Annotated in this window: 23 protein-coding genes; 7 read left to right on the top strand and 16 right to left on the bottom strand. The window is 64.6% G+C overall.

Going from position 1 to position 26480, the window contains the following annotated elements; translation table 11 throughout:
* Nucleotides 1-2: 2 nt before the first annotated feature.
* From ptsN to mgtE, 4 genes are read left to right on the top strand one after another with little or no spacing between them, the layout of a single operon-like run.
* A complete protein-coding gene (gene ptsN, locus JKV55_RS05165; RefSeq protein WP_202082864.1) occupies nt 3-449 on the top strand; it encodes a PTS IIA-like nitrogen regulatory protein PtsN in 447 nt (148 codons plus the stop codon).
* A 10-nt stretch (nt 450-459) separates the two neighbouring features.
* The gene (gene rapZ / locus JKV55_RS05160; RefSeq protein ID WP_202082862.1) at nt 460-1326 is read left to right on the top strand and encodes an RNase adapter RapZ; all 867 of its coding nucleotides are present in this window, start codon (nt 460-462) and stop codon (nt 1324-1326) included.
* On the top strand, nt 1313-1588 hold the full coding sequence (locus JKV55_RS05155; RefSeq protein ID WP_202082860.1) for an HPr family phosphocarrier protein: 276 nt from the start codon (nt 1313-1315) through the stop codon (nt 1586-1588). The genes rapZ and JKV55_RS05155 overlap by 14 nt, the downstream gene beginning before the upstream one ends.
* Nucleotides 1589-1622: 34 nt before the next feature.
* Nucleotides 1623-2984: a magnesium transporter gene (gene mgtE, locus JKV55_RS05150; protein WP_202082858.1), complete on the top strand. Its 1362-nt coding sequence runs from the start codon at nt 1623-1625 to the stop codon at nt 2982-2984.
* Between the two features lie 112 nt (nt 2985-3096).
* Here mgtE and pmbA read toward each other — a convergent pair whose 3' ends face one another.
* A complete protein-coding gene (gene pmbA, locus JKV55_RS05145) occupies nt 3097-4437 on the bottom strand; it encodes a metalloprotease PmbA (protein ID WP_202082855.1) in 1341 nt (446 codons plus the stop codon).
* A 102-nt stretch (nt 4438-4539) separates the two neighbouring features.
* On the opposite strand from pmbA, the gene yjgA reads away from it, so the two are divergent.
* Nucleotides 4540-5061: a ribosome biogenesis factor YjgA gene (gene yjgA / locus JKV55_RS05140; RefSeq protein ID WP_202082853.1), complete on the top strand. Its 522-nt coding sequence runs from the start codon at nt 4540-4542 to the stop codon at nt 5059-5061.
* A gap of 54 nt (nt 5062-5115) precedes the next feature.
* Here yjgA and JKV55_RS05135 read toward each other — a convergent pair whose 3' ends face one another.
* The 9 genes from JKV55_RS05135 to JKV55_RS05095 form a co-directional block, all read right to left on the bottom strand.
* Nucleotides 5116-5307, bottom strand: coding sequence for a hypothetical protein (locus JKV55_RS05135; protein WP_202082851.1), 192 nt, complete (start codon nt 5305-5307; stop codon nt 5116-5118).
* Between the two features lie 114 nt (nt 5308-5421).
* Nucleotides 5422-6867 carry a metalloprotease TldD gene (gene tldD, locus JKV55_RS05130; RefSeq protein WP_202082849.1) on the bottom strand — a complete coding sequence of 482 codons (1446 nt, stop codon included), beginning with the start codon at nt 6865-6867 and terminating at the stop codon, nt 5422-5424.
* Nucleotides 6864-7691: a carbon-nitrogen hydrolase family protein gene (locus JKV55_RS05125; RefSeq protein ID WP_202082847.1), complete on the bottom strand. Its 828-nt coding sequence runs from the start codon at nt 7689-7691 to the stop codon at nt 6864-6866. The genes tldD and JKV55_RS05125 overlap by 4 nt, the downstream gene beginning before the upstream one ends.
* 3 nt (nt 7692-7694) lie before the next feature.
* On the bottom strand, nt 7695-11456 hold the full coding sequence (locus JKV55_RS05120) for a YhdP family protein (RefSeq protein WP_202082845.1): 3762 nt from the start codon (nt 11454-11456) through the stop codon (nt 7695-7697).
* A complete protein-coding gene (gene rng / locus JKV55_RS05115) occupies nt 11456-12925 on the bottom strand; it encodes a ribonuclease G (protein ID WP_202082843.1) in 1470 nt (489 codons plus the stop codon). The genes JKV55_RS05120 and rng overlap by 1 nt, the downstream gene beginning before the upstream one ends.
* A gap of 68 nt (nt 12926-12993) precedes the next feature.
* Nucleotides 12994-13569, bottom strand: a complete 576-nt coding sequence (locus tag JKV55_RS05110) for a Maf family protein (protein WP_202082842.1) — start codon at nt 13567-13569, stop codon at nt 12994-12996.
* An 8-nt stretch (nt 13570-13577) separates the two neighbouring features.
* Nucleotides 13578-14066 carry a rod shape-determining protein MreD gene (mreD, locus tag JKV55_RS05105; protein WP_202082840.1) on the bottom strand — a complete coding sequence of 163 codons (489 nt, stop codon included), beginning with the start codon at nt 14064-14066 and terminating at the stop codon, nt 13578-13580.
* On the bottom strand, nt 14063-14935 hold the full coding sequence (gene mreC, locus JKV55_RS05100; RefSeq protein ID WP_202082839.1) for a rod shape-determining protein MreC: 873 nt from the start codon (nt 14933-14935) through the stop codon (nt 14063-14065). The genes mreD and mreC overlap by 4 nt, the downstream gene beginning before the upstream one ends.
* A 36-nt stretch (nt 14936-14971) precedes the next feature.
* Nucleotides 14972-16015: a rod shape-determining protein gene (locus tag JKV55_RS05095; protein WP_071472502.1), complete on the bottom strand. Its 1044-nt coding sequence runs from the start codon at nt 16013-16015 to the stop codon at nt 14972-14974.
* A gap of 172 nt (nt 16016-16187) precedes the next feature.
* Between JKV55_RS05095 and JKV55_RS05090 the strand changes: the two genes are divergently transcribed.
* The gene (locus tag JKV55_RS05090) at nt 16188-17099 is read left to right on the top strand and encodes a 1-aminocyclopropane-1-carboxylate deaminase/D-cysteine desulfhydrase (RefSeq protein ID WP_202082837.1); all 912 of its coding nucleotides are present in this window, start codon (nt 16188-16190) and stop codon (nt 17097-17099) included.
* Here the strand turns inward: JKV55_RS05090 and JKV55_RS05085 are convergent.
* The 3 genes from JKV55_RS05085 to JKV55_RS05075 all read right to left on the bottom strand — a co-directional run bounded on the left by JKV55_RS05085 (nt 17094) and on the right by JKV55_RS05075 (nt 21182).
* Nucleotides 17094-19007 (bottom strand): EAL domain-containing protein, encoded by a 1914-nt coding sequence (locus JKV55_RS05085; RefSeq protein ID WP_202082835.1) that lies wholly within the window; start codon nt 19005-19007, stop codon nt 17094-17096. The genes JKV55_RS05090 and JKV55_RS05085 overlap by 6 nt on opposite strands.
* Before the next feature lie 220 nt (nt 19008-19227).
* Nucleotides 19228-19794, bottom strand: a complete 567-nt coding sequence (locus JKV55_RS05080; RefSeq protein WP_202082833.1) for a single-stranded DNA-binding protein — start codon at nt 19792-19794, stop codon at nt 19228-19230.
* A gap of 14 nt (nt 19795-19808) precedes the next feature.
* A complete protein-coding gene (locus tag JKV55_RS05075; RefSeq protein ID WP_202082831.1) occupies nt 19809-21182 on the bottom strand; it encodes an MFS transporter in 1374 nt (457 codons plus the stop codon).
* 145 nt (nt 21183-21327) lie between these two features.
* On the opposite strand from JKV55_RS05075, the gene uvrA reads away from it, so the two are divergent.
* Nucleotides 21328-24156, top strand: a complete 2829-nt coding sequence (gene uvrA / locus JKV55_RS05070) for an excinuclease ABC subunit UvrA (protein WP_202082829.1) — start codon at nt 21328-21330, stop codon at nt 24154-24156.
* 12 nt (nt 24157-24168) lie between these two features.
* On the opposite strand, the gene JKV55_RS05065 is transcribed toward uvrA, so the two are convergent.
* The 3 genes from JKV55_RS05065 to JKV55_RS05055 are packed head-to-tail and all read right to left on the bottom strand — an operon-like array spanning nt 24169 to nt 26373.
* Nucleotides 24169-24984 carry a glutaminyl-peptide cyclotransferase gene (locus tag JKV55_RS05065; protein WP_202082828.1) on the bottom strand — a complete coding sequence of 272 codons (816 nt, stop codon included), beginning with the start codon at nt 24982-24984 and terminating at the stop codon, nt 24169-24171.
* An 8-nt stretch (nt 24985-24992) separates the two neighbouring features.
* Entirely contained in the window at nt 24993-25796 is an 804-nt protein-coding gene (locus JKV55_RS05060) for an ABC transporter permease (RefSeq protein WP_202082826.1), read from the bottom strand.
* Complete coding sequence (locus JKV55_RS05055) at nt 25783-26373, bottom strand: ABC transporter ATP-binding protein (protein ID WP_237332682.1); 591 nt, start codon at nt 26371-26373, stop codon at nt 25783-25785. Before JKV55_RS05055 ends, JKV55_RS05060 begins: the two co-directional genes overlap by 14 nt.
* Nucleotides 26374-26480: the final 107 nt, after the last annotated feature.

The raw sequence follows: 26480 nt of genomic DNA, 5'->3' as shown, positions 1-26480 counted from the left end.
CCATGGAAGTCGCCGACATACTGAGCAGGGACTGCACCCGCAGTGCAGTTCCCTGCACGAGCAAGAAACGAGCCCTGGAAATCATCAGTGAGCTGGCCGCGCAACACCTCAACATCAGCAGCCAACAACTGTTCGACTGCCTGCTGGCCCGGGAAAAAATGGGCAGCACCGGCATCGGCAACGGTATCGCCATCCCCCATGGCCGTATCAGCAATGACAACAAGGCGACCGCCGTCTTACTCACCTTCGCCGAACCGGTGGAATTCGATGCCATCGACCACCAGCCGGTCGGCCTGGTCTTTGCCCTGCTGGTGCCGGAACAGGAGTGCAAACAGCATCTCAAGACGCTGTCATTGATTGCCGAAAAGCTCAGCAACAAGCAGGTATGCAAGCAGTTGCGTCAGGCCGGCAGCGATGACGAACTCTATCACATCATGATTTCAGCCTGAGGAAAGCAAGATGCAGCTGGTCATCGTCAGTGGTCGCTCCGGATCGGGAAAAACGGTCGCCCTGCGGGTACTCGAGGACCTGGGCTATTACTGTGTCGACAACCTGCCGGTCGAGCTGCTGCCCGACCTGGTACAGATGCGCCGCCACAGGCCCGGCGAGGTGGCGGTCAGCATAGACGTGCGCAACCTGCCCGACAGCCCCGACAAGCTGGAAGCCTGCCTGGCCGAAGTCAGGGCCATGGAAGGTGTCAGCCTGTCCAGCATCTTTATCGATGCCGACAACGCCGCGCTGATCCGCCGCTTCGGCGACACCCGCCGGCTGCATCCCCTGTCCCGCCACAGCCTGACCCTGGATGAAGCCATTCGGGAAGAAACCCACCTGCTGGCGCCCCTGTCCTCGGATGCCGACCTGCGCATCGACACCTCCAGCCTCAGCATCCACGATCTGAGCGAGATCATCCGCGAGCGCATCCTCGGCAAGAAGGAGCGGGAACTGAACTGGGTGTTCGAGTCCTTCGGCTACAAGTACGGGGTGTCCAAGGATGCCGACTTCGTGTTCGACGCCCGCTTCCTGCCCAATCCCCACTGGATTGCCGAGCTGCGTCCCTTCACCGGCCGCGACGAGCCGGTGGCCGACTACCTGGCCGGCCAGCCGGAGGTGATGAAATACCTCTGGCAGATAGAAAACCTGCTGATCACCTGGATGCCGCATCTGGAACGCAACAACCGCAGCTACGTCACCGTGGCCATCGGCTGCACCGGCGGCCAGCACCGCTCCGTGTTTCTCGCCGAGCAACTGGCCCGGGTGTTCCGGCAGATGGGGAAAAGCGTGCAACTTCGCCACCGAACACTGGAAAAACGCAATGCCGAAAATTGAACGGGACCTGGAAATCGTCAATAAACTGGGCCTGCACGCCCGGGCCGCCATCCAACTGGTCCAACTGACGCAACAATTCGATGCTACCGTCACCGTGTGCAACCAGGAAAAGCAGGCCCCGGCCAACAGCGTGATGGGCCTGTTGATGCTGGAAACCGCGCAAGGCCATGCCATTCGCGTGGTGGCCGAAGGCCCGGACGCGGAAGCGGCCATGGCGGCCGTGGCCCGGCTGGTGGCCGACCGTTTCAACGAATCGGAATAAGACACTCTCCCCCGTTCCTCGACCCGGAGCCCGGATGACCGAGCCATTAGACCAACCCAGGACGCCGGATCAGCTGGACAGCATCACCCAGGCCCTGAACAGCGGCATGTTCGTGCACGTGCGGCGCATGCTGCAGCAGATGCGCCCGGGCGACGTGGCCTGGCTGCTCGAATCCTCCCCCTCGCCCAGCCGCAAGGTGCTGTGGCAGCTGATCGATCCCGACGACTACGGCGAAATCCTGGAGGAGCTGTCGGAAGAGGTGCGGGACGGCATCATCCGGCTGATGGACCCGGACAAGCTGGCCATCGCCCTGGAAGACATGGAGTCGGACGACCTGGCCTATGTGCTGCGGGATCTGCCCGAGCAGCTGTTCAACCAGGTACTGACCCGGATGGACGAGCAGGACCGGCAGCGGGCCGAGCAGGCCCTGTCCTATGCGGAAGACACCGCCGGCTCGCTGATGAACACCGAGTTCATCACCCTGCGCCCGGACGTCACCATCGACGTGGTGCTGCGCTACCTGCGTCGCCACAGCGAGCTGCCCGAAGGCACCGATACCCTCTACGTGGTGGATCAGCATAACCGCCTGCTGGGGGATATCTCGCTGGCCAGCCTGGTGGTGCAGGCGCCCACCGCCACGGTGGCGGAAGCCATGGATACCAATGTGGAAGCCATTCCACTGACCATGTCCGACACCGAGGTGGCCAACCTGTTCGAACGCCACGACTGGCTGTCGGCGCCGGTGGTGGACGAGGAAGGCCGCCTGCTGGGCCGGATCACCATAGATGACGTGGTCGACATCATCCGGGAGGAGGGCGAGCACTCCATGATGGGCATGGCCAAGATGGCCGACGACGAGGACACCTTCGCGCCGGTGCTGACCAGCGCCCGCCGCCGCTCTATCTGGCTGACCGTCAACCTGGGCGCCGCCCTGGCCGCCGCCAGCGTGTCCAATATGTTCGAAGCCACCCTGGACCAGCTGGCCACCCTGGCCATACTGATGACCATAGTGCCGTCCATGGGCGGCATCGCCGGCAACCAGACCCTGGCGCTGGTGATCCGTGGCATGGCGGTGGGCCATATCGGCGACAGCAACGCCCGCTGGCTGCTGACCAAGGAAGCCCTGGTGGGTCTGATCAACGGCATGCTGTGGGCGCTGATGATCGCGGTGGTGGTCAGCCTGTGGAAAGGCAGCTGGGAGATCGGCCTGGTGATCGCCGCGGCCATGTTTATCAACCTGTCGGTGGCCGGCATGGCCGGCGCCATGATCCCCCTGGGCATGCGCAAGCTCAACATAGACCCGGCCCTGGCCGGCTCCATGGCACTGACCACCATCACCGACATCGTCGGCCTGCTGTCCTTCCTCGGCCTGGCGACGCTGATCCTGCTGAACTGAAGCCGGAAGCTGGAAGCTGGAAGCCTTAAGGCTGCCGCCTCGGCCATAGACGAGAAAAGGCCGCATAGGCGGCCCTTTCTTATAGCTTCCAGCTTCACGCTTCCGGCTTTCTTTATTGCCCTGCTATCTTCATGTTGTCGATCAGCACCGAGCCGGTCTGCAGGCTGGAGCGGGTTTCCACGTCGGTGCCGATGGCCTGGATGCCGGCGAACATCTGCTTCAGGTTGCCGGCGATGGTGATCTCTTCCACCGGGTAGGCGATTTCGCCGTTTTCCACCCAAAAACCGGCGGCACCGCGGGAATAGTCGCCGGTGACGATGTTCACCCCCTGGCCCATCATCTCGGTCACCAGCAGGCCGGTGCCCATCATCTTCAGCAAGGCTGCCAGATCGTGGCCGCTGCTGGAGATTTGCCAGTTGTGAATGCCGCCGGCATGGCCGGTCAGCGGCAACCCCAGTTTGCGCGCCGAGTAGCTGGTCAGCAGGTAGCTCTTGAGATCGCCCCCCTCGATGATATGGCGCTCGTGGGTACGCACCCCCTCGTTGTCGAAAGGCGCACTGGCCAGGCCCTTGTCCAGGTGCGGCTGTTCATGGATGCTGAGCCAGTCCGGGAAGACCCGGCTGCCCAGGGCATCGAGCAGGAAGGAGGACTGCCGGTACAGGTTGCCACCGCTGATCGCCATCACCAGGTGGCCGAACAGGCCCGCGGCCACATCCGGATGAAACAGCACCGGCGCCCGGGTGGTGCCTATCTTGCGGCCACCGAGGCGGCCCAGGGTACGGCTGACGGCCTCGTCGGCCACCCGCTCGGGTGTCCAGAGATCCGCGAAACTGCGTGCCGAGGTATAGCCGTACTCCCGCTGCATGTCACCGTCCTGCTCGCCGATCAGCACACAGCTCAACCCGAAGCGGGTGCCCGCATAGCCCTTGATAAAGCCGTGGCTGTTGCCATAGACCTTGATACCCAGGTTGCTGGAAAAGCTGGCGCCGTCCGACTGCTTGATGCGCGGATCCCGGCCCTGGGTATGCTGCTCGCAACGCAGCGCCAGCTCGATGCCGTCCGCCGGTTCCAATGGCTGGGGAAAACACAATCCCAGCTCGGGCGCATCCCAGGCCAGTTCGGCGGCCTCGGCGATACCGGCGAAAGGATCGACCGTAGTATAACGGGAGATATCCAGCGCCGCCGCCACGGTGCGGGCGATGGCATCGGGGCGCAGATCCGAGGTCGAGGCCGAGCCCTTGCGTCCCTCCCGGTAGACGGCAATACCGAGGGCGCCATCCTTATTGAACTCGATGTTTTCCAGTTCGCCGTTGCGGGTGTTCACCGACAGGCCGGTTTGCTTGCTGATGGACACTTCCGCCGCCTCGGCACCCAGCCGCTTGGCGCTGTCCAGGGCTTGTTCTACCGCCAGCTCAAGCTGGCGCTGTTCGATCTGAATTTCTGCTGGGGTCATAATGGCATCGCTGGCTCTGTTTGGAGTTAGCATAACAGACCCCTGCGCCCCTTGGGAGAAGCTGGTACTATATATGTAAATCTTTGTTGAAACGGAAAAGCTATGCGCCACCATGATGAGCACCCCGAGCACGATGATGAGATCGAATGGGTCAGCAAGAGCGAGATGAAACGGGAGAGCCATGCCCTGCAACAGCTGGGTGAGTCCCTGGTCAGGCTCAAACCCAGCGAGTTGGCCAAGGTGCCCCTGGATGAAGAACTGCAGGATGCCATCGCCCTGGCGCACAAACTCGGCAACAAGCGGGAAGCCTTGCGCCGGCACCTGCAATTCATCGGCAAGCTGATGCGCAGCCGGGACGTGTCCGCCATCCAGGAGGCGCTGGCCGCCTTCGACCACAAGAGCGCGGTGGCCAATGCCCATTTCCACAAGCTGGAGCTGTGGCGGGACCGGCTAATCAGGGAAGGGGACAAGGGCGTGGACGCCCTGCTAGCGGAATACCGGGAGCTGGATCGGCAGAAGCTACGGCAGCTGGCCCGCCAGGGCCGCAAGGAGCTGGCCGCCAACTTGCCGCCCACAGCCTACCGGGAGCTGTTCCAGTACCTGAAGCAGCATCTGGAACCCTGAACAGCACAACGGGAGCCTCGGCTCCCGTTGTGATCTATGGGGCCAAGCCGGCACTTAGAAACACATATCCGCCGGTTTTTTGCCCATTCGTTTCTGTACTGCACATTCACGGTTATCTACACCGTCGCCCCTTGTTGCCATTTCCTGCACTACGGGCTGCTGCATATCCAGCACTGTTCCGGCTTGCGCCGGCATCAACATCAACCCAAGGACAGAGGCAAAGGCTATCGATAGCAAGGTTTTCATCTTTATCGCCTCCAGAGATTGCCGCAACTGCGGCAACAATGATTAGACCCTGGTCCCTGCCCCAATCGCACAGAAAAAAGCTTTTCACTGAAGGTTAATAATTGACCAACCTTGCTACTGGGTGCCCCCGACGGTCATCCGGTCCAGCTTGAGGGTCGGCTGCCCCACCCCCACCGGCACGCTCTGGCCATCCTTGCCGCAGACCCCGACCCCGGTATCCAGGGCCAGATCATTGCCCACCATGGACACCTGGCTCATGGCCTCGGGGCCGTTGCCGATCAGGGTCGCGCCCTTGAGCGGGGCGGTCAGCTTGCCGTCTTCGATCAGATAGGCTTCGGAGGCCGAAAACACGAAGCGCCCGGAGGTGATGTCCACCTGGCCGCCACCGAAATTGGGCGCATAGATGCCCTTCTTCACGCTGCGGATGATCTCCTCCGGCGGCGTGTCGCCGGGCAGCATGTAGGTATTGGTCATACGCGGCATCGGCAGGTGGGCATAGGATTCGCGCCGGCCGTTACCGGTCGGCGCCATCTGCATCAGCCGGGCATTGAGCTTGTCCTGCATATAGCCCTTGAGAATGCCGTTCTCGATCAGCACGTTGTAGCCGCTGGCGGTGCCCTCGTCATCGATGGAGAGCGAGCCGCGCCGGTTGGCCAGGGTACCGTCATCCACTATGGTGCACAGGCTGGAAGCCACCTGCTCGCCGATGCGGCCGGCATAGGCGGAAGACCCCTTGCGGTTGAAATCCCCTTCCAGGCCGTGGCCCACCGCCTCGTGCAGCAGCACCCCGGGCCAGCCGGCGCCCAGCACCACCGGCATGGTGCCGGCGGGGGCGTCGACCGCCTCCAGGTTGACCAGCGCCTGGCGCACCGCCTCCTTCACATAGCCCAGGGCCCTCGGCTGACCGTCCACCTCCTCCAGGAAATAGTCGTAACCGACCCGGCCGCCGCCGCCACTGCCTCCCCGCTCGCGTCGGCCGTTGCGTTCCGCCAACACCGAGCAGTTCAGCCGCACCAGGGGCCGCAAATCGGTCGCCAGAGTACCGTCGGTCGCCAGCACCAGGATTTCCTCGTAGACCCCGGAAATGGAAGCGATCACCTGAGTCACCGCCGGATCCAGGCTACGGGCGAAGGCATCCATCTGCTGCAACAGGGCAATTTTCTGCTCCCGCCCCAGGCTGTCGAGGGGGTTCAGCCCCAGGTAACGGGCCTGCACCGGCTGCTCGCGGCCAATCTGGAAACGGCCGTCGCCACCCCGCTCGGCAATACCGCGCGCGGCGCTTACCGCCTGATCCAGCGCCGAGGCCGTCAGTTCATCGGAATAGGCAAAACCGGTCTTCTCGCCGCTGACGGCCCGCACCCCCACGCCCTGCTCTATGTTGTAGCTGCCATCCTTGACGATGCCGTCCTCCAGCACCCAGGACTCGTGCACACTGTTCTGGAAATAGAGGTCGGCAAAGTCGATCTGGTGCCGGCACAGCCGGGCCAGCTGGGCATCCAGCAGGGCCATATCCAGTTCATTCGGGGCCAGCAGGCTGCGGTTAATCTGTTCAATACTCATGCTTTGTCTCTCCAAACCGCGGTCAGGCGGGCATGTTGGGCCACCGGCATCTGGCTCCGGATGCGGGCCAGGCGCTCGGCCTCCAGCGGGGCAATAATCAAGCCCTCGCCCTTGGGCAAACAGGCCTGGAGTTCTCCCCAGGGGTCGAGGATCAGGGAGTGGCCCCAGGTTTGCCGACCGCCACCATGATCACCATATTGTGCCGCAGCCAGTACGTAACACTGGTTCTCGATGGCCCGGGCCTGCAACAAGGGCAGCCAGTGGGCCTGGCCGGTGACCCGGGTAAAGGCGGCGGGCACCATTAGGATCTCGGCCCCCCGTTCCCGCAAGGCCCGATATAACTCGGGAAAACGTAAATCATAACAGATCGACAGGCCCAGGCGGCCGAACGGGCTGTCGATAACGCACAGCGCGTCGCCGGGGGCATAGGTCGCCGACTCCTGATAGCGCCCGTGGCCGTCGGCCACCTCCACGTCGAACAGGTGCACCTTGTGGTAATGAGCCGCCCGTTCGCCCCGATCATCATAGACCAGGCAGGTGGAATGCAGCTTGTCGCTCCCCTCGATACGGGTCGGCATGGATCCCACTACCAGCCAGATCCCCAGTTCACGGGCCCAGCGGGAAAAGAGCTCCTGCACCGGGCCCGCGCCCAGTGGCTCGGCCCATTGCCGGGCCGCGTCCCGGCCGCCGAACACCGCCGCATTTTCCGGCAACTGCACCAGCAGGGGCCGGCTCGGGGGCAATTGCTGCAGCAGTTTTTCCAGCCGGGCTCTGTTGGCCGGCCAGTCGGGCCCGGCATTCATCTGTATCGCCACCAGTTCCATGGCTTACTCCTTATGGTTGCGGGACAGTCTCACCCGCTCCTGCTCCCGATCCAGCTCGGTAACCTGGGGCTGTGCCAGGGGGCCACTGACCCGATAACGAATGCGTGTGAATACATCTACCACAGGGCCCAGCACCTTGGACAGTGCCAACACGTAAAGGCCGGTGACCGGGGTAACCGCAAACGCCGCCAGCACCGGCAGATTGCCGGTCAGATTGGGGGTGAAATCGAACTGGTAATCCAGTTGCTCCGCCACCAGATCCAGCCGCCCCCGCCCGCGCAGATCCCCCGCGGCCCCGTTCAGCACGAAGTCATCATTGTGCAAGACGCCGTCCCGCAGTTCACCGCTGGCACCGATGCGATCGAAGTAGAAGCCTTGCTCGAACACGTCGCGAAAATCCAGGCGCAGCCGGCGCAACACCGACTCCATGCTCAATACCGACAGCAGGCCGGCGCCCCTGTCATTCAATTCGGTGAGCACCCCGGCACCGGATTCGGCGCCGAGACTGCCATTCATGCTGGGCCGGTCCGGGCGCCAGGGCAGATCCAGCCAGCGCAGTTGGCCCTGGAGGCTGGCCCGGGTCTCGCTGAAGGGCGACTCCTGGCCCAGGCCCTGCCACAATCGCTGCAGGGAGGGGGTACGGAGCTGCCATTCCAGCCGGCTCAGGTTGCCGCTCTGGTGCTGCAGCCACTGGCCCTCGGCCGTCCCCTGCAACAGGGGGCCATCAAGCCGCAAATCGACCAGCCGCACCCCATTCTGCTCGGGCTGGGGCTCGAGCCGGAAACTCAGCCGGCCCAGGGCCAGCTCCCGCCAACGGCAGTCCCGGCAGTCGACCTCGAGCGCCGGCACCTGCTGCGGGCTGATGTGGTTGGCATGCTGCGCCAGCCGATCTTCGCCTGGCGCCGGGCTCAGCCACAGCCGACGCAGTTCCGCCCGGGCCGGGACAGCCCCCCCCCACGCCAGCTCGCCTTCGGCCTGCTCGGACTGGAAGGCCAGTCGCCGGCGCCCTTCCCCAGCGGGTTCGAGTTGCAGCCGGAGCTGGTTGAAAGGCTGGCGCCAGAGCCGGGCTTCGGTGGCTTGGATCACCACCCGGTAGGGTGCCGGCCAGCGCAGCTGGGGCATCGCCGCCGCCTCCCCCTGCTGCCAGTCGGCGCCAAGCAATGCCAGCCAGTCGTCCAGCGGCAGCGCGGGCAGCCGCAACGCGATATCGAGGGGGGCCCTCGCCGCGGCCGGCCCGGCCTCGCCGGCCGACAGCCACAAGCGGGAAACCCGGGCCCCCCCAGCCTCAAAGCGCAGTTCCGCCTGCCCCTGAATATCCGGGCCCAGGCTCAACGCCACCTCCGCCTGCCGGTCGTTGCCGTTCACCATGAGGCGGGCCGGCCGCGGCTGTTCGGCCGTCTTGTGCAGGGGCAGCGGCAACCGGCTGGCCATGCCCCGCAACTCGGTATCGGCTTCGACGCGATAGCTGAATTCGCCCTGCTCGGCCAGGGTCAGCCACAACCGGCCCTGCCAGGCGGTTTCCCCCTCCAGCGCCTGCAACGGCGGGTATTGCCGGGCCAACACCGGGGCCGGGGTTCGCCCGCGCATATCCAGGCGGACCTCATACCCCTGCGCCGTCACCTGGCCCCGGTAATCCAGCTCCAGCGGCTGTCCGGCCCATTGCGCCCGCAGCGCCTCAAAATGGGTTTGCCGCTCGTCAAACAACAGCCGGCCGGACACCTCGCTCAACGGCAACCCCAACGACGAGATCTGGACCCGGTTGCGCACGAAGTCAACCTGGCCTTCCACCCCGACCTCCCCCCCGCTGAGCGGAATATCGAGCGCCAGCCGCCCCTCGAGCTGGCCCGCCACCTGCACCTGCTGCAGGGTTTTGCCCACGGAACCGGCCAGGGGCGACTGTTGCAGGTAGCGGGTCACCGCCTTGCCTTCCCCGCTGATGCCGGCGCTGAGCTGCAGGCTGGCCGCCTTGTTCAGGGGGACGATACGGGCATCGATGTCGGCCGCATCCACCTCCCCCAGCCTGCCCGAGGAGCCGGTCATATAGAGACCGTCGTTTTCGAACAGCAGGTCCAGGCTGAGATCGGTGAGCGGTTGCCAGCCGGGATCGAAACGGAATTCGGCCTCGCGCAGGGGCACCCGGGCCTGGAACAGACCGCTGCCGTCGGCGTAGGGAAAACCGTCCAGCCGGCCGTACCAGAGCACCTCGGCCTGTTCCGCCCTGCCCGCCCGGATGGCGCCCTGCAGGTAATCCACCAGGGGCGAGCCCATCAAGGGCTCGGGAAAATAGGTGAAAGCCTGCTCGGCCCGGGCCAGATCCACTTCCGCCGAGGCGCTGAGCAGGGGTGAGCCCTGTTGCGGCAGCTGCAGGCTGAACCAGCCCTGCAACGCCAGATCCCGGGTCTCCAGCCGCACCCTATCGCTCCACAGCAGCCAGCCCTGCGGCTGCCGCCGCCAATTCAGCTCGGTATCCAGCCGCTGCATGGGCCAGGGCGCCCGAAACGCCGACTCAAATACCCAATCGGCGGCGTCCTGCTGGCGCAGGCCCAGCCGGCCCCGGGTCGGGGTCAGCAGGAAGTCTCCCTGCAGCCCCCGGGTGCCGGGTATCCACTGAAAGGGACGGGTACCGACCTCGTTCAGCTCGCCACGGACCAGCCAGTCGGTGCCATCCGGCCGGGCGGAAAAGTACAGCCCGGACAGCTCGCCTTCGGGTGCTGCTCCTGCCAGTTGGCGAGCGGCACCGGGCCAGAAGCTTTCGCCCCATTGGGCCAGCAGCGCCAGGTCGGCGAAGGTCAGCCGATCCAGGTAGCCGTGCACCCTGTCGTCCTGCCGGTCCAGCTGTATCCGCCAGCTGGGCCAGGCTTCACCGTCCACGCTGATGTCGATGCCCTCGCTGGCCAGCTGCCAGCCGCCCTCGGTCGGTTGCCACTGTATCCGGCCCCCGTCCACGGCGATCTGGTGGTCATCCCCCCAGCGCAGCCGGTTTTCGCCCAGTTGCAGCACACCGGCATCAAGCAGGCCCTGGCGCCACTCCAGCCAGAGTTCGAAGGACAGGTCGGCGCCGATGTGCTCGTCGTCGGGCCGGATGCGGGCAATGGTGGAGGCCGCATCCACCCGGTCCGCCTGCAGGTAAAGACTGCCGTCCAGCCGGTCGGCCGGCCCGGCAAAATGCCCTTTCAGGGTGAATTGCTGGCTTCCGTCGGGCCCGAAGCCGAGCCGCCCCTGGCCCTGGTGCCGACCGGGGCTGTTGTGCCAGTGCAGGGCGGGGACATGCAGTTCGAGCAAATCCTGCTCCGGTGCGGTCACCACCAGCAGGGCATCCTGCAGGGAAAAGCGTGCCACCCCTTCCAGCGCCAGGCGGCGCAGGAAGGCCAGATCGGTGTGACGGTCGGCGGCCTCACCGGCGGCCAGCTCCAGGGGCAGGCGCAGGCCTTCCAGGGTCAGTTCGTTCAGCACCGGGCGCCACTGCCGCAGGCTCTGCCACAGATGCAGGTCCACCAGGGCGCGGCGCAGGGTGATGGCCGGCCCCTCGGCCCGGTGCAGGCTGACCTCCTCGACCACCAGCAGCGGGCCATAACCCTGCCAGGACAGGCCCAGTTGCCCCACTTCCAGGGTCAGCTGCTGTTCGCTCAGCAGCCGGTCCAGCCACTGCTGCTGCCAGGCCGCCAGCCAGGGGGAGCCAAAACGCAGCAGGGTCACCAGCAAGGCCAGTCCCACCGCGCACGCCGCCAGGCCCAGCCAGGCCCAGCTTAGTCCCCGCCTGATCACTACATCATCACCACGTCGAACTGTTCCTGGTTGTAAAGGGGCTCGCTGCTCACCTTCACCTGCTTGCCGATAAACACCTCCAGTTCCGCCAGCATATGGGATTCGTCCTCCTGCAGGGCGCTGGCCACGGCGCTGGAGGCGTAGACCACGAACTTGTCGGCATCATAGGCCTTGTTGACCCTCGTTATCTCGCGCAGTATCTCGTAGCTGACCGTTTCCACCGTCTTCACCCGGCCCCGGCCGAGGCACTCGGGGCATTCGCCGCACAGCACGTGCTCCAGGCTTTCCCGGGTGCGCTTGCGGGTCATCTCCACCAGCCCGAGCTGGGAGAAGCCGTTGACGTTGGTCTTGGCCCTGTCCTTGCTTAGGGCCAGCTCCAGGCTGTGCAGCACCCGGCGCTTGTGGTCCTCGTCGTACATGTCGATGAAATCGATGATGATGATGCCGCCCAGGTTGCGTAGCCGCAGCTGGCGGGCGATGGCCTGGGTGGCCTCGATATTGGTGTTGAAGATGGTTTCTTCCAGGTTGCGGTGGCCGACGAAGGCGCCGGTGTTGATGTCCACCGTGGTCATGGCCTCGGTCTGGTCGATGATCAGGTAGCCGCCGGACTTGAGTTCCACCTTGCGGTCCAGGCCGCGCTGGATTTCGTTTTCCACATCGTAGAGATCGAAGATGGGTGACTCGCCCTGGTAGTACTCTATCTTGCCGGACAGTTCGGGCACGAACTCGTCGACAAAGGCCTTGAGCGACTCGCAGGTACTGCGGGAGTCGACCCGGATCCGGTCCAGCTCGGCACCGACGAAGTCGCGCACGATGCGAAACGCCAGCCCCAGGTCTTCATACAGCATGGAGCAGGAGGGGTACTTGCCGCGCCGCTCCAGGATCTTGCGCCACAGCCGTTTGAGGAAGGCCGCGTCCTGGGCCAGCTCCGACTCGCCGATGCCCTCGGCGGCGGTGCGGATGATAAAGCCGCCCAGTTCGTCCACGTAGCCGGCCGCCAGTGCTTTGAGCCGCTCCCGTTCCTGCTCCGAATCGATGCGCTGGGACACCCCCACATAGGCGCTGCCGGGCATGAACACCAGGTAGCGGGACGGCAGGGTGATGTCGGTGGTCAGGCGGGCACCTTTGGTGCCGAGCGGATCCTTTACCACCTGCACCATGATGTCCTGCCCTTGACGCACCAGTTCGGCGATGTTGCCCGCCTGGAAATGGGCCTGCTCCTTGGTGTCCACACACTCGGTGTGGGGCACTATGTCGGAGGCGTGCAGGAAGGCGGCCCGCTCGCCGCCGATATCGACGAAGGCCGCCTGCATGCCGGGCAACACCCGGCTGACCTTGCCCTTGTAGATATTGCCGACGATACCGCGCCGGGCCTGGCGTTCCACGTGCACTTCCTGCAGGATACCGTTTTCCACCAGCGCCACCCGGGTTTCCGCGGGGGTCATATTGATTATCAGTTCTGCAGACATGGTCACTCCGCCCATCAGGAGAATAAATTGCTTCTAAACTATCACAGAATGGTCGGTAACAGGGGGGATCAGCCCGATAAAACCCCGGCTTGACGCAACAATGCCTCGGTTTCCACCAGTGGCAACCCCACCACGGCACTGTAGCTGCCGTCGATACGCGCCACGAAGCGTCCGCCCAGACCCTGGATGCCGTAGCCGCCGGCCTTGTCCGCCGGTTCGCCACTGGCCCAGTAACGCGCCATCTCCGCCTCGGTGAGGGGGCGGAAGCTGACTTCGGTGGTCACCAGCACCCCGTCGCAGCCACCACCATGGGCCAGCGCCATGGCGGTCATCACCTGGTGGCGGCGGCCCGACAACCGGCGCAGCATCGCCAGCCCGTCGGCTTCGTGTGCAGGTTTCTCCAGCACCTCGCCGTCCACCACCACTATGGTGTCGCCGGCCAGCACCGGCAGCGGCCGGGGCGCCAGCGCGGCGCCGGCCAGGGCCTTGTCCCGTGCCAGCCGTCGGACGTAGTCGGCGGCGGCCTCATGGGGCAGACGCCGCTCTTCGACGTCGGGCAGCACCAGCTCGAACGGCAGTTCCAGCAGGGCCAGCAGTTCGCGGCGGCGGGGCGAGGCGGAGGCGAGATAAAGTACGGCAGACATGGGCAGGCTCACGACAGGGCGAACTGCCGCCGGCATTTGCGCAGCAGCAGGAAGATCCAGGGCCAGAACACCATGCTGCTGACGATGGACCAGAAGTAATGGTAATCGAGCTGGATCTCCCGGTTCATGTAGGCGGCCCAGAAGATCAGCAGCTTGTTGAGCATGGCCAGGGCGCCGACCACGAAGGCCTGCTGCCACACCGAATAGTTGCGCATGCGCTGGAACTGGGAGGCGGCCAGGTAGACCGGGATCACCAGCGCCAGGGCGTGCACCCCCAGCACCGAGCCGAGCAGCAGATCCAGCAGCAGGCCGGTGAAAAAGGCGGTACCGACGTTGGCCCGATGCGGCAGGGCGATGCCCCAGTAGATCAGGGTCACCAGCAGCCAGTCGGGGCGGAAGGGGGCGATCAGCTCCGGCAACGGCAGTATGGACAGCATCAGCGCCAGCAGCAGGCTGGTGCCGATCACCAGCCGTCCTTTCAGGGAAAAGGCGGTCATGAGCGGGACACCTCCGTCGGTGACGCCGGGTCATCCACATCGATCACCCTGGGTTCGGGCCACAGCAACAGCAGGTAACGGACACGATCCAGGGCGGCGAAGGGCTGCACCCGGATATCCGCAAAAGGCTGGCCTTCTTCATAGCCCACCCGGCTGACCCGCCCCACCGGATAGCCTTCCGGAAAACGCCCGGCCAGCCCGGAACTGAGCAGCACATCCCCTTCCCGGATATCGGTGTTGCGGGTGATATTGTGCAGCAGCAGGCTGTCGAGCTGGCCGCTGCCGCTGGCGATGGCCCTGATGTCGTTGCGCGCCACCCGCACCGGTATGCCGTGACTGATGTCGGTGATCAGCAACACCCGGCTGGTGGTCTTGCCGACCGAAATAATCTGTCCGACCACCCCTTGCTCGTTGAGCACCGGCTGCCCCTCGAACACCCCTTGCAGGCTGCCCTTGTCGATCACCACCTGATGGGAGAAGGGATCCGTGTCCACCGCCATGATCTCCGCCACCATACGGCGGGTATCGTAGCGTACCGGAGAGCCGAGCAGATCCCGCAGCCGCTGGTTTTCCTGCTCCAGGTGGCGCAACCGCAGCAGATCATCCCGCAACAAAAACAGTTCCTGCTCCATCCGCTGGGACTGGGTCAGCAAGGCCTTGCGGGACATCAACTGGGTGGAGGCGGAGTCGAGCAGGATGCGGGGGCTGTTCGCCATATACTGCAGCGGGCTGACCAGGGAATTGAGATACAGTTTGACCTCGGTAAAACTGTGATAGCGGCTGTCGGCGACAATCAGCGCCAAAGCGGCCACCACCGCCAGTGCCAGGCGGATAGGTAAGGACGGACCACGGCCGAAAATCGGTTTCATAAGGGAGTAGGCAGGCCGGTGTTCCCGGCCTTGTCATCAATCGTAATGGAACAGATCCCCGCCGTGCATGTCGATCATTTCCAATGCCTTGCCGCCGCCACGGGCCACACAGGTCATGGGATCGTCGGCCACGACGACGGGAATGCCGGTTTCTTCCATCAGTAACCGATCCAGATCCCGCAACAGGGCGCCACCACCGGTGAGCACCATGCCCCGTTCGGAGATGTCGGATGCCAGCTCGGGCGGCGACTGCTCCAGCGCCACCATGACGGCGCTGACGATGCCGCTCAGCGGCTCCTGCAGGGCTTCCAGAATTTCATTGGAATTGAGGGTAAAGCTGCGCGGCACGCCTTCGGCCAGGTTGCGGCCGCGCACCTCGATTTCCAGCACCTCGTCCCCCGGATAGGCCGAACCGACTTCGTGTTTGATGCGCTCGGCCGTCGCCTCGCCGATCAGGGAGCCATAATTTCGGCGCACGTAATTGATGATGGACTCGTCGAACCGATCCCCGCCGATACGCACCGACTGGGAGTAGACCACGCCGTTGAGGGAGATGATGGCCACTTCGGTGGTACCGCCGCCGATGTCCACCACCATGGACCCGGTCGCTTCGGACACCGGCAGGCCGGCACCGATGGCGGCCGCCATCGGCTCGTCGATCAGGTAGACCTCGCGGGCACCGGCACCCAGGGCGGACTCCTTGATGGCACGTCGTTCCACCTGGGTGGAACCGCAGGGCACACAGACCAGAACCCGGGGGCTGGGACGGAAAAAGTTGTTGTCGTGCACCTGCTTGATGAAGTGTTGCAGCATCTTCTCGGTGACATAAAAATCGGCAATGACCCCGTCCTTCATCGGGCGAATGGCGGCGATGTTGCCGGGCGTCCGTCCCAGCATCTGTTTGGCGGCATGACCGACGGCGGCAACACTCTGTGCCGAGCCGGATCTTTCCTGGCGAATGGCCACGACCGAGGGCTCGTTCAGGACTATGCCCTGATCTTTGACGTAAATAAGGGTGTTGGCCGTTCCCAGATCGATCGACAGATCGTTGGAGAACATGCCTCTGAGCTTTTTAAACATATGCTGAAGGGGATCCTGGATTGAGAAACCGGAAAATTCGGCTAACTTTACCAATGCAGCCAGTTCGTAGCAAGGCGCAACCACAGCTAAAGCCGACCACCGGCGGATAGGAGTTTTAATAAAGTGATAAGTTCCTTACACTTGCCTCCATCGCCCTTTTTTATTTTCTCTTGTGTCTTTACTCCATGTCTGGCAGCGACTGTACCGGCAGGCGAGCCGCTCGCCGTTACAACCGCTCGACCATCCGCTGCTGGAACGCCATCGCATCAGCCTGAGCATCAAGCGGGACGATCTGCTGCACCCGCACATATCGGGCAATAAATGGCGCAAACTCAAGTATATACTGCGCCAGGCGCTGACGGAGCAGGCCCCGGGCCTGCTCAGCTTCGGCGGCGCCTACTCCAACCACCTGCATGCCCTGGCGGCGGCCGGCAAACAACTCGGGCTGCCCACCGTCGGCCTGGTGCGTGGCGAACCGCACAGCGTCGCCAACCCGACCCTGAGCGATGCCCGACGCTGGGGCATGACCCTGGAATTCGTCGAACGAGCGGAATACCGCCGCCGCCAGGATCCGGACTGGCTGGCCGCCCTGGCCGACCGCCATCCCGGTTACAGGCTGATCCCCGAGGGCGGCAGCGAGCCACTGGCGCTGCCGGGAGTGGCGGAGCTGTGGCGGGAATTGCCGGCGGCAGATGAACTGATACTGCCGCTGGCCAGCGGCGGCACCCTGGCGGGCCTGCTCTCGGCCCGTCCGCCCGGCGTACGCCTCACCGGCTATGCGGTGCTCAAGGGCCACGGCTGGCTGGCCGCAACGGTGCAACAACTGTATCCCCCGGCGGCACGGGACGACGGCTGGCGACTGCAACTGGACCATCACGGCGGCGGTTATGCCAAATGCCCCGGCGACGATCGGGAACGCATCACCCGCCTCGCCTCGGCGCTGGCGGTCCCCCTGGAGCCGGTGTACAGCGGCAAGGCCATGCTGGGGCTGTTCCGGGATATCGAAGCCGGCATGTATCCGGCCGGCAGCCGCCTCATCTTCCTGCACACCGGCGGCCTGCAGGGTGCGCGCGGCGGCCTATAGCAGTTCGAACCGTTCGGGCCGGGCGAAGTAATAGCCCTGGCCGGCATAGACGCCCAGTTGGTTCAGGCATTCCCATTCGGCGGCGGTTTCCACCCCGACCGCAATCACCCGGGTCCGGCCTCCGGCACAGTTGCCGACCAGGCTTCTGACCGCCATCTGGTTGACCGGCTTGTGATCGATGTCACGCACCAGACTGGGATGCAACTTGAGGTAGTCCAGCTCATAGTCCTTGATATACTGGGTGCTGACCACGTCCTGGCCCGCATGGTCCACCGCCAGCCGGCAGCCCAGCGCCTTCAGCGCCCGCAGCGGCTTGATCAGCGCCTGAAAATGACGACTCACCTGAGCCTCTGACAACTCGATCACCAATTCGCCGAGCTGGGGTTTGGGCAGCTGGATCAATTCGAAGATCAGCCAGCGGTGAAAGCCCCGGTTGAGCAGGCTGGCCGCCGAGATGTTCACCGCCAGGGTGCAACGGCGATCGCTTTCCTGCAACAGGGTCAGGCAGCGCAGCAGAATGGTCCTGTCCAGCTCCTGCAGCAGGCCGCATTTTTCCGCCATGGGAATGAAGTGCCCGGCCGACAGTTCTCGCCCCTGTTCGTCCCGGATCCGGGCCAGCAGCTCGTCGATCACCGGCTCCTGATGTTCGCCGGTGTAGATACCCTGCCGATCGAGCCGGATCAGATCCTGCTCCAGCTGGCGACCGAGCAGGGTGCGCCAGCGCACCGTGCCCTTGCCACTGTTCTCCTCGGTGACGCCCTTGTAATACATGAAATAGCCATCCCCGCCCTGCAGCGCGGCGCTGCGCAGGGCCAGCTCGGCCTCCTCCTCCACCTGGGTCAGCGGTTCGCCGAAACGGAAACAGACCCCGCCGATAAAGAGCGCCGGTTCGCGGATATCATCGGGCCAGTGCAGCCGCTGCAACAGCTTCATCACCTGCCGCGCCGCCTCCAGCGCCTCGCTTTCCACCAGGTTGGGGAACAGCAGGGCAAAGGTGTTGCCGGTATAACGGGCCTGCAGGGCACCGGGATAGCGGCGGATCAAATGTCCCAGGTAGACCGAAGCGGACGACAGCAGCTCGTCGCCCCGCTCGTAACCCAGGTTGTAGTTGATATATTCCAGATCCTGCAACTCCACCAGCAGCAGCGCGCCGGAATGGCTGGCCGGATCGTTGAGTGCCGCGTCCAGCCGGTTATCGAAGAACACCCGGTTGCCGATGCGGATTTTCTTGTCCACAAACACATTGGCGCGGATAAAGGTATCGAACCGGCTGCGTTCCTTGCCCGCATCTTTCAGATCGCGGATCAACTTGTCCAGCGCCTGGCTGGCATGGTGCGGCCACTCTTCCTGGGGATTGTGCTGCAGCAGGCCGAGTTTACCGTCCAGGATCAACTGGCCGCGCAGATCGAGCAGTTCGGCGCCGCGCAACTGGCGGCGGAACCAGCGCAGGCTGAACAGCAGACCGACGAACACCAGCAGGATGGCGGCGGTCAGTCCCGACACCGCCGCCAGGGAATGATCGATCTCATAGAAGGGCGGGCGCAGCACCAGCTGTACGCTGAGTTCCGGATGCGCCGCCAGGTTGCGCCGATACTCCAGCGACAGTTCGCTGGCCGACAGCCTGTTGTCCGACTGATAGCGATAAAGGGTGCGCTGGCCGTCCAGCACCGAAAAGTCGATGATGTCGTTGACGTTGAGCAGCGCGGGCAGCCAGCGATCGATGCTCTCCTGCTGCTCGGCGCCGGCGCGCCAGCCTTCATCGACCAGCCGGACCACCGCGTCCACCTGCCGCTGCTGATAGGCGGTCCCCATCTGGTAAAAGCTGATCCCGGCTCCCACCAGCACCATCAGCACGGCCGCCAGCACGCACAGAGTGATAGTGGCAATAAACTGATTGGTAAATCTCATTCCTGATCCCTGATAAAGTCCGGATGACCCGGTTTTTTCCTTATTATGCCGTTGTTATCGCAGACACTGGGGCGGAGATACAACAGGAGTTTTCCATTATCGTAGCCCACCCCGAAAGACAAGACTCACGAAGATCCAAAGTGACGCCGGCAGAAAATAAAAAGCCCTGTAAAAACAGGGCATTAAATAAAAAATTTACACTTCATGTCTCAGCTGAACGCTAGAACGGAATATCGTCATCGAAGTCCATCGGCGGTTCGTTGTATACCGGCGGCTGGCTCTGCGGCTTGCTGGCCGGCTGCGGGCTCTGCTGGCCGTATTGGGGCTGGCCCTGGGGCTGACCACCCTGCTGGCCCCAATTGCCCTGACCGCCCTGACCACCGGCGGGCTGCCCCTGGTTCCAACCGCCCTGGCCGCCGCCCTGGGGAGCTCCCTGAGGCCGGCCGCCCAGCATCTGCATCACGCCGCCCATGTCCACCACCACTTCGGTGGTGTAGCGGTCCTGGCCGCCCTGATCCTGCCATTTGCGGGTCTGCAGCCGGCCTTCCACATATACTTGGGAACCCTTGCGCAGGTATTCGCCGGCGATCTCCGCCAACTTGCCGAAGAACACCACCCGGTGCCACTCGGTACGTTCCTTCTGTTCGCCGGTCTGCTTGTCGCGCCAGGTCTCGCTGGTGGCCAGGGTAATATTGGCCACCGCATTGCCGTTGGGCATATAACGCACTTCGGGATCCTGGCCCAGGTGGCCGATCAGTATGACTTTATTGATGCCTCTATTGGCCATAACTCGCTCCGTACTCACAAGTTGATCAGGCGCCGGGCCTGATCCAGTTCAAAAATTTTCCCGTCCACCTTCAGGTAGGCGGCCCCTTCCTCGGGGATAATCAGGGCTTCATGCACGCCGGGCAGGGCCATCAGCCGCTGCAACAGCAGTTCGCGGGCATCCTTGCTTTCTATATTAACACCGATGGACAGGATATGAGACCGCACCTGGCTGACATTGGCCATGCCCGCCGCCAGCCAGAACCAGAATGCCATGCTGATCGCAACCAATAGAAACACCCCGGGCCCACCCAGTTGCTGGAACAGCAAGCCGCCCAGCACACCGCCCAGAAAGGCACCGAAGAACTGGCTGGTGGAATAGATGCCCATGGCGGTGCCCTTGGCCCCCGCCGGTGCCAGCATCGACAAAAAAGCCGGCAACGAGGCTTCCATAAAGTTGAAGGCGGTAAAATAGAGCAACATGGCCAGGGCCAGCAGCCACAGTTGTCCCTGGCCCACCGCCATCAGCACCAGCGCCACCATCATCACCAAAATGGAAGCCTGGAACAGCTGTTTGTTCATATTGCGCCGGGCCCCCAGGATCAGGAAGGGGATGATCAGCACGAACGACAGCAGCAGGGTCGGCAAATACAGCCACCAATGGCGCTCCGCCGCCAGCCCGGCATCGAGCAGGGTGAGCGGAAAGGCCACGAACACCGCGGTGAGCGTCATATGCAGCAGCAGTATGCCGAAGTCCAGCCTCAGCAGTTGCCGGTCTTTCAGCAGCCGGCCGAACAGCTCGGGCGCCGCGGTCACATCCCGGATCTGGCCGCGATGAACGGGCTCGGGCAGCAGGAAACGCACCATGCCCATGCCCGCCAGCGCCAGCAGCGCCGTGGTCCAGAACACCCCGGACAGACCGAACAGCGCCGCCAGCAGGGGACCGGCCACCATAGCCACGGCGAAGGAAATGCCGATGCAGACGCCGATGATGGCCATCGCCTTGGTACGGTGCTCTTCCCGGGTAACATCGGCGGCCAGCGCCAGTATGGCGCCGGCGATGGCGCCGCTGCCCTGCAATACCCGGCCGGCGGCCACGCCGTAGACCGACTCGGACAGGGCCGCCACCACAGAGCCGAGCGCGAACAGCCCCAGGCCGGCGTAGATCACCGGCTTGCGGCCGATACGGTCCGACAGCCAGCCGGCGGGGATCTGCAGCACGGCCTGGGTCAGGCCGTAGGCACCGATGACGATACCCACCCATAACGGCGAAAAGCCGATCAAATCCTGACCATAGAGCGCAAATACCGGCATGATCATAAACAAACCCAGCATCCGCATGCCGAAAATGCTCGCCAGGGTCAACGAGGCCCGCCGCTCGCCGGGGCTGAAGCCTTGCTCGTCGCTCATGAATATCCTTCCGCCATCAAGACCATCAAAAGGCGGCTAGTTTAGCACGGAGGCGCTGTCAAGATTAATCCTTATTGTCCCCTTGGCTGTCTATTCATCCAGTGCCATACTAGCCGGTCGAATTTACACCAAGGTCATGCTGCAGATGGATAAAATCGAAGTTCGCGGGGCCCGCACCCACAACCTGAAGAACATCAGCCTGGAACTGCCCCGGGACAAGCTCATCGTGATCACCGGCCTGTCCGGCTCGGGCAAGTCCTCCCTCGCCTTCGATACCCTCTACGCCGAGGGCCAGCGCCGCTATGTGGAATCCCTCTCCGCCTACGCCCGCCAGTTCCTCTCGCTGATGGAGAAGCCGGACGTGGACCATATCGAGGGGCTGTCGCCGGCCATTTCCATCGAGCAGAAGTCCACCTCCCACAACCCCCGCTCCACCGTGGGCACCATCACCGAGATCTACGACTACCTGCGGCTGCTGTTCGCCCGGGTGGGCGAGCCGCGCTGCCCCACCCATGCCCTGCCGCTCGCCGCCCAGACCATCAGCCAGATGGTGGACAAGGTGCTGGAACAGCCCGAGGGCAAGCGGCTGATGCTGCTGGCACCAGTGGTGCGCAACCGCAAGGGCGAGCACAGCAAGCTGCTCGACAACCTGGCGGCCCAGGGCTTCATCCGTGCCCGTATCGACGGCGAGGTGTGCGATCTGTCGGATCCGCCCGCCCTGGAATTACAGAAAAAACATACCATCGAAGTGGTGGTGGACCGTTTCAAGGTGCGCGACGATCTGCAGCTGCGGCTGGCGGAGTCCTTCGAAACGGCGCTGGAGCTGTCCGGCGGCATCGCCTCTGTGGTGGCCATGGACGGGCCGGACGAAGCGCCGCTGGTGTTCTCCGCCAACTTCGCCTGCCCCGAGTGCGGCTATTCCATCGCCGAGCTGGAGCCGCGCATCTTCTCCTTCAACAACCCGGCGGGCGCCTGCGAAAGCTGCGACGGCCTGGGGGTGCAGCAGATCTTCGACCCGGACAAGGTGATCAGCAACCCGGAGCTGAGCCTGGCCGGCGGCGCCATCCGCGGCTGGGACAAGCGCAGCTACTACTATTACCAGATGCTCAAGTCCCTGGCCGAGCACTACGGCTTCGACCTGGAGCTGCCCTTCGAACAATTGCCCAAGGACCTCCAGAAGGCGGTGCTGTACGGCTCGGGCCGCACCAGCATCGAATTCAAGTACATGAACGACAGGGGCGACGTGCTGGTGCGCAAGCACCCCTTCGAAGGCATACTGCACAACATGGAGCGGCGCTACCGGGAAACCGAGTCCAACTCGGTGCGTGAGGAGCTGGCCAAGTACCAGACCAACCGTGCCTGCCCCAGCTGCCAGGGCACCCGGCTGAAGGAGGGCGCGCGCCACGTGTTCGTGGCCGATCACAACCTGCCCCAGGTCACCGACATGGCCATCGGCGAGGCCCACGCCTTCTTCACCCGCATGGAACTGAGCGGCCAGAAGGCCCAGATCGCCGACAAGATCTTCAAGGAAATCGTGGAACGGCTGGGCTTCCTGGTCAACGTGGGGCTCAACTACCTCAGCCTGTCGCGCAGCGCCGAGACCCTGTCCGGCGGCGAGGCCCAGCGCATCCGCCTGGCCAGCCAGATCGGCGCCGGCCTGGTGGGAGTGATGTACGTACTCGACGAGCCCAGCATCGGCCTGCACCAGCGGGACAACGAGCGCTTGCTGTCCACCCTCACCCACCTGCGCGATCTGGGCAACACCGTCATCGTGGTGGAGCACGACGAGGACGCCATCCGTGCCGCCGATTATGTGCTGGACATCGGCCCCGGTGCCGGGGTGCACGGCGGCCAAATCGTGGCCCAGGGCACCCCGGCCGAGGTGATGGCCAACCCGGACTCGCTCACCGGCGCCTACCTCTCGGGACGGGAGCAAATCGCCGTGCCCGAGCGGCGCACCCCGCCGGGCGAGCACTGGCTGGAACTGAACGGCGCCCGCGGCAACAACCTGAAAGACGTCGACCTCAAACTGCCGCTGGGACTGATGACCTGCGTCACCGGGGTGTCCGGCTCGGGCAAGTCGACCCTGATCAACGACACCCTGTTCCCGCTCGCCCACCGGGAGCTGAACAAGGCCACCGTCAGCCAGCCGGCCCCCTACCGGGTGATCCACGGCCTGGACAAGCTGGACAAGGTGGTGGACATCGACCAGAGCCCCATCGGCCGCACCCCCCGCTCCAACCCGGCCACCTATACCGGCATCTTCACCCCCATCCGCGAGCTGTTCTCCGGCACCCAGGAGGCCCGTTCCCGCGGCTACAAGCCGGGCCGCTTCTCGTTCAACGTCAAGGGCGGCCGCTGCGAGGCCTGCCAGGGCGACGGCGTGATCAAGGTGGAGATGCACTTCCTGCCCGACGTCTACGTGCCCTGCGATGTGTGCAAGGGCAAGCGCTACAACCGGGAGACCCTGGAGATCCGCTACAAGGGCAAGAGCATCCACGAGGTGCTGGAGATGACGGTGGAGGAGGCCTGCGACTTCTTCGCCCCGGTGCCGGCCATCGCCCGCAAGCTGCAAACCCTGATGGACGTGGGCCTGTCCTACATCCGCCTGGGCCAGTCGGCCACCACCCTGTCCGGCGGCGAGGCCCAGCGGGTCAAGCTGGCCCGGGAGCTGTCCAAGCGCGACACCGGCCAGACCCTCTATATCCTGGACGAGCCCACCACCGGCCTGCACTTCCACGATATCCAGCTGCTGCTGCAGGTGCTGCACCGGCTGCGGGATCACGGCAATACGGTGGTGATCATCGAGCACAACCTGGACGTGATCAAGACCGCCGACTGGATAGTGGATCTGGGTCCCGAGGGCGGCAGCGGCGGCGGCCGCATCCTGGTGACCGGCACCCCGGAACAGGTGGCCGAACATGAAAGTTCCCACACGGCCCGCTTTTTACGGACCATGCTGAAAGGGCGCTGAAGAAAGGGCGGCTCAGTCGCCGGCCGCCATGGTGACGGGAACCAGACAGTGCAACGATGCGCACTCCGGGCGCGGAACGAATCGCACCCGGAACATGGTCGGCCAGAGTTTGCCGGTAAGATAAAACTCGTCCCGCTCCGGATCATGGGCGATACCGTTCAGTACCGCCTCCCTGCCGCCGGGCCGCTCGCTGAGCGGGTTCAGGGCGGAGGCGTCGATCTCGGCGTCAACCCGCCCCGTGCTTTTATCGATCCGTACTATCTGGTCCCGCCGCCAGACGTTGGCATAGACATGGTCGCCGACGCAGGCCAGCTCGTTGAGTTGCATCATCGGCTGGCCGTGCAGGCTCACCTCGACGGCTGCCAGCAGCGAAAAATCATGCGCATCCCGCTGGTACAGGGTGGCCGAGCCGTCACTCATCCATAACGCCTCCCCATCGAAACACAGCCCCCAGCCTTCACCGCCGTATTGGTGCGCCCCCACCAGCCTGAAGTCATCCAGTCGCCAGATCAGTGCCAATCCCTCACGCCAGGTCAACTGGATCAGCCTATCCTCGACCAGGGCCAGCCCTTCCCCGAAGAAAGCCGGATCCAGCGGTAACTGGCGCAGCACCTCCCCGCTGGCCGGATCCACCTCCCGCAGGCTGGAATTCCCATAGAGGCCGGTACTTTCGTACAGGTACCCCTGGTGATGCAGCAGCCCCTGGGTAAAGGCGCCGGGATCATGGGGCAACACCGCCAGTACCTCGACCTCCAGCCGTTCCACCGGCGGCATGCCCCGGACAGGCCCCCACCAGAGCAGACAAACCAACAAGATCACACGCGTCATGGCATCCTTCACTTTTTCGGCGCGGCCAGCCGGTCCAGGCGCAGCCGCTCCCGCTCGTCGAACAACCGGCGGCTGGCCAGGGTCACCGCCAGCAGGGTGCCGAAGCCGGTGGCGGCGGTGATGGCGAACATCACCAGTATCTGGTATTTCACCGCCACCGCTGGCGGGCTGCCCGCCAGTATCTGGCCGGTCATCATGCCCGGCAGGCTGACCACGCCGGCCGCCGCCATGCCGTTGATGGTGGGGATCAGGCCGCCGCGCATGGCGTCCCGCCGCAGATCCCCCACCGCCTCCTGCCAGCGCTGGCCCAGCATCAGCCGGCCCTCGATCAACGCCCGCTGACGCCAGACCCCCTCGGTCAGCCGGTCCAGGCTGAGCGCCACCCCGGTCATGGTGTTGCCGAGCATCATGCCCAGCAGGGGAATGGCATACTGGGGGGTATACCAGGGCGCAGGCCCGATGATCAGGGTCAGGGACAGCACCGTCACCGTGAACGATGACAGCAGCATGGCCAGGGTGCCGATGCCGAAGCTCCAGACGCCGGTCAGCCGCCGTTTCTGCCGCGCCATCACCTCCCGCCCGGCGATCAGCAGCATGGCGGTGGCCATCAGCGCCACCCAGTGCAGCGCCGAAGTGGCGAACAGCGCCTCCAGCACCAGGCCGATCAGGGCCAGTTGCAGCACGGTGCGCAGGGCCGCCACCAGCAGGCTGCGCCCCACTTCCAGCCGGGCGGCGAAGGTGCAGGCGGCCAGGGCCACTATCATCAGTGCGGCCAGGGCCAGTTGCCACCAGCCCAGTTCAATCACCCCCATCGGCACTCTCCAGCAGCTTGTTCCGGATCCGGTAGTGGCGATCCGCCACCCGGGCGATCTGGGCCGGATCGTGGCTGATCCAGATCACCGGCAAGCCGGCCTGCCGGGCCCAATGGCGGATCCAGGCCTCCGTCCGCTCGGTCAATGCTGGATCCAGGTTGGCGGTGGGCTCGTCGAGCAGCAGCGCCCGGGGCTGCCGGGACCAGGCCCGCAGCAGGGCCAGCCGCTGCTTCTCGCCGGACGACAGCCGGCTGACCTGCCAGTCCGCTACCGGCGCCTCGAATCCCAGGGCCGCACACTGCCCGCCCAGCTCCTGTGCCAGGTGATCACCCACCCGCTCGCCCCACCACTGGCTGTCGGCGGGTACCAGCATCACCCAGCCGCGCCAGCAATGGCCCTTTACCCCGGACCGGCGCTGCCTCCCCAGCCAGACCTCGCCGCCGTGGGCATCCAGGTCGGCGATGGCCCTGAGCAGCCGGCTCTTGCCCGAGCCCGACGGCCCGGACAGGCAGAGGATTTCGCCGGGGGCCACCGTCAAGGAGACCGGCGCCAGCTCTCCGACGACCAACGCCTCCAAGCGTAACGCTGCGCTTTCCCGCTGATTATTCCAACCCCTTCGCTCTACCGCCACCGCCCGTCCCCATGTCACACCACCTCGGATACAGCACCACGCCAGGGCGGCCA

Source organism: Zobellella iuensis, assembly GCF_016746085.1.
Taxonomy (GTDB): domain Bacteria; phylum Pseudomonadota; class Gammaproteobacteria; order Enterobacterales; family Aeromonadaceae; genus Oceanimonas; species Oceanimonas iuensis.
Note: the sequence above shows the minus strand (reverse complement) of the source record. Positions and strands in the feature narration are given on the sequence as shown.

Coding starts and splice junctions, on each gene's coding strand:
- ptsN (WP_202082864.1), top strand. CDS start 3: ATGGAAGTCGCCGACATACTGAGCAGGGACTGCACCCGCAGTGCAGTT.
- rapZ (WP_202082862.1), top strand. CDS start 460: ATGCAGCTGGTCATCGTCAGTGGTCGCTCCGGATCGGGAAAAACGGTC.
- JKV55_RS05155 (WP_202082860.1), top strand. CDS start 1,313: ATGCCGAAAATTGAACGGGACCTGGAAATCGTCAATAAACTGGGCCTG.
- mgtE (WP_202082858.1), top strand. CDS start 1,623: ATGACCGAGCCATTAGACCAACCCAGGACGCCGGATCAGCTGGACAGC.
- pmbA (WP_202082855.1), bottom strand. CDS start 4,437: ATGACCCCAGCAGAAATTCAGATCGAACAGCGCCAGCTTGAGCTGGCG.
- yjgA (WP_202082853.1), top strand. CDS start 4,540: ATGCGCCACCATGATGAGCACCCCGAGCACGATGATGAGATCGAATGG.
- JKV55_RS05135 (WP_202082851.1), bottom strand. CDS start 5,307: ATGAAAACCTTGCTATCGATAGCCTTTGCCTCTGTCCTTGGGTTGATG.
- tldD (WP_202082849.1), bottom strand. CDS start 6,867: ATGAGTATTGAACAGATTAACCGCAGCCTGCTGGCCCCGAATGAACTG.
- JKV55_RS05125 (WP_202082847.1), bottom strand. CDS start 7,691: ATGGAACTGGTGGCGATACAGATGAATGCCGGGCCCGACTGGCCGGCC.
- rng (WP_202082843.1), bottom strand. CDS start 12,925: ATGTCTGCAGAACTGATAATCAATATGACCCCCGCGGAAACCCGGGTG.
- JKV55_RS05110 (WP_202082842.1), bottom strand. CDS start 13,569: ATGTCTGCCGTACTTTATCTCGCCTCCGCCTCGCCCCGCCGCCGCGAA.
- mreD (WP_202082840.1), bottom strand. CDS start 14,066: ATGACCGCCTTTTCCCTGAAAGGACGGCTGGTGATCGGCACCAGCCTG.
- mreC (WP_202082839.1), bottom strand. CDS start 14,935: ATGAAACCGATTTTCGGCCGTGGTCCGTCCTTACCTATCCGCCTGGCA.
- JKV55_RS05095 (WP_071472502.1), bottom strand. CDS start 16,015: ATGTTTAAAAAGCTCAGAGGCATGTTCTCCAACGATCTGTCGATCGAT.
- JKV55_RS05085 (WP_202082835.1), bottom strand. CDS start 19,007: ATGAGATTTACCAATCAGTTTATTGCCACTATCACTCTGTGCGTGCTG.
- JKV55_RS05080 (WP_202082833.1), bottom strand. CDS start 19,794: ATGGCCAATAGAGGCATCAATAAAGTCATACTGATCGGCCACCTGGGC.
- JKV55_RS05075 (WP_202082831.1), bottom strand. CDS start 21,182: ATGAGCGACGAGCAAGGCTTCAGCCCCGGCGAGCGGCGGGCCTCGTTG.
- uvrA (WP_202082829.1), top strand. CDS start 21,328: ATGGATAAAATCGAAGTTCGCGGGGCCCGCACCCACAACCTGAAGAAC.
- JKV55_RS05065 (WP_202082828.1), bottom strand. CDS start 24,984: ATGACGCGTGTGATCTTGTTGGTTTGTCTGCTCTGGTGGGGGCCTGTC.
- JKV55_RS05060 (WP_202082826.1), bottom strand. CDS start 25,796: ATGGGGGTGATTGAACTGGGCTGGTGGCAACTGGCCCTGGCCGCACTG.